Below are 1,594 nucleotides of genomic sequence, written 5' to 3'. Positions count from 1 at the left end.
CGATCGACCACGTGCACACCTGGGTCAACGGCACCGCCGAGGGCGACTGGACGGGTGTCAGCCCCATTTCCGGTCCCCGCCCCTTCACGCAAGCACCCGCATGGTGAGCAAGACCCAGGTCCGCTTGCCCGACAGGCCCGCGGATCCGCGCCCCACCTCTTGCTCAGCGCCTCGATCATCAGCAGTCCGCGACCGCCCTCGTCGTTCTCACTGTGCCGCATGAGCTTCGCAGCCGCGGCGTTCGGGCCAGGCACCAGCCGACCGGTGAACAGCTCCCACCCGGGTGCCCGGCCGTGGAGCACCACGTCGGCCACGGGTTCGGCGTCGCCCACCAGGTCCGCGTCGCAGTCCCAGGACGTCACGGCACACCTGGCGTGCGCGCGAACCTCGGGTACGGAGGCTATCCAGAAGCGGAACACCATGGACCGGGACGGCACATGGGCCTCCCCGGTCATCGGTGCTTCTCCAGATTGCTGGGCACGATTCAGGGGCCGTGTCCGCGTCGTTTGCAGTGGCTGATGCGGGGTTGGTGCCGACGGTGCTCGCGGTGCCACGGCCGCACCTCGACGCGGGCCCAGTCGAAGATCAGCCCGGCCGTGGGCTCCTTCGCCGCAGGAACGTCGCTTCCATTTCTGACGCGGCAGGCCGGGAAACGGGTCGTGGACGGGGTAATCGTTGGACCAGCACCTGACGACGGTGTCGTGCCGGGTGGTGACCATGACCTGGAAGACATCCGTCTGCTCCAGCTGGAACCGCCAGCCCTTGCCGTAGCTGCAAGCGGTGTCTGCCGTGCCCCTCGCATGATCGGCCACTCCGGGGTGCAGTGGCCGCCTTCGACGCCCGGACCCTTCTGGTCGCCGCGATCGGCGGCAGCCTGCCCGGAGCGTCGTGAGCAAGGCGTTGTGTTCGGCTGACGAACGCGCGGCGAGGTGAGTTCCGGGAAACGGCACCGTGGCCGCTCCGGCTGGATGCCCGAACGGCCACGGCAGTGGCGTACCGTCTGCCGGTGACTACCGGCTCGTGGTCACTGGTTCAGCGTGCAGGTGGCCACGGAGTCGAGTCCTTGCGGTCGCGCAGCGGTGCGGCCGATGGCGGTGGCGATGCGGTTGATCGTCGCGACGCGTTTGTCGGCCAGCGGGCCGAGGATGGCGTTCTGGACGAAGTCGGGTCCGCCCTGGCCGACCGAGCTGGCGATGCGGTTGTCGGCCTCCTGGATCTGGGTGTTCAGGAGAGCCAGGTTGTTGTTCACCTCAGCCTGCGCAGAGGCCGGAACAGCCGGAAGCAGGGAGGCGACGTCCGGGCAGTTCACGGTAGGCGTGGCGTCGGCGTTACCGGCGCCGTTACCGGCGTTGCCACTGTTTGCGCCGACGATACCGGCGTTGTTTCCGCCGGCCTTGCCGTTGGCACAGTTGCCGTTGCCGGCTCCCGCGTTGCCGTTCCCACGGTTCATGCCGTTCCCGGCGTTGCCGTTGTCGCCCGCTCCCGCGTTGCCGTTCCCACGGTTCATGCCGTTCCCGCGGTTCATGCCGTTCCCGGCGTTGCCGTTGTCGCCCGCTCCCGCGTTGCCGTTCCCACGGTTCATGCCGTTCCCACG

Annotated in this window: 2 pseudogenes; both read right to left on the bottom strand. The window is 68.9% G+C overall.

Annotation, left to right across the window (positions count from 1 at the left end):
• Nucleotides 1-529 precede the first annotated feature (529 nt).
• Nucleotides 530-791, bottom strand: a pseudogene (locus ABZ490_RS49715) (IS701 family transposase); the annotation flags it as partial.
• 233 nt (nt 792-1,024) lie between these two features.
• A pseudogene (locus tag ABZ490_RS49710) lies at nt 1,025-1,594 on the bottom strand (hypothetical protein); the annotation flags it as partial.

Source organism: Streptomyces sp. NPDC005811 (genome assembly GCF_040630405.1).
Lineage (GTDB): Bacteria > Actinomycetota > Actinomycetes > Streptomycetales > Streptomycetaceae > Streptomyces.
Note: the sequence above shows the minus strand (reverse complement) of the source record. Positions and strands in the feature narration are given on the sequence as shown.